This window comes from Vibrio sp. Y176 (assembly GCF_033438945.1).
This window is the reverse complement of the sequence record NZ_JAWOQS010000590.1, coordinates 1-675: the sequence shown is the minus strand read 5'-3', so window position 1 is coordinate 675 and position 675 is coordinate 1. Positions and strand designations below refer to the sequence as shown.

1 protein-coding gene is annotated in these 675 nt (G+C 47.6%); it reads left to right on the top strand.

What is annotated here, in order from left to right; all coding sequences use genetic code 11:
* Window positions 1-675 (top strand): aconitase family protein (locus R7O13_RS27470; RefSeq protein ID WP_318305276.1); only part of this gene is annotated, 675 nt, incomplete at both ends.

The following is a 675-nucleotide window of genomic DNA, read 5'->3' as shown; positions in this document are numbered from 1 at the left end:
AGAAGTTGAACACGTATTAGCGACTCAAACGCTAAAACAAGCACGTGCGAAAACAATGAAAATCGAAGTGAAAGGTAAAGTCGCGCCGGGTATTACCGCAAAAGATATCGTTCTAGCGATCATCGGCAAAACAACGGCTGCGGGCGGTACTGGTTATGTGGTTGAATTCTGCGGTGAAGCGATTACTGATCTTTCTATGGAAGGCCGTATGACGGTATGTAACATGGCCATTGAATTGGGCGCAAAAGCAGGCCTAATTGCACCAGATGAAACCACGTTCGAATACATCAAAGGTCGTAAGTTCTCACCGCAAGGCGCAGATTTTGATGCTGCAGTAGAGTACTGGAAGACGTTAAAAACTGACGCAGATGCCGAATTTGATGCCGTAATAACGCTAAATGCTGCTGACATCAAACCACAAGTAACTTGGGGCACAAACCCAGGTCAGGTCATTGCCGTTGACCAACCGATTCCAGCACCAGAAAGCTTCACTGATCCAATCGAAAAAGCGTCTGCTGAAAAAGCATTGGCTTACATGGGCCTAGAAGCAGGCAAATCATTGTCTGACTACCAAGTAGATAAAGTGTTTGTTGGCTCTTGTACGAACTCTCGCATCGAAGACATGCGCGCTGCCGCCGTCGTGGCAAAAGGCCGTAAGGTCGCATCGCACGTTCA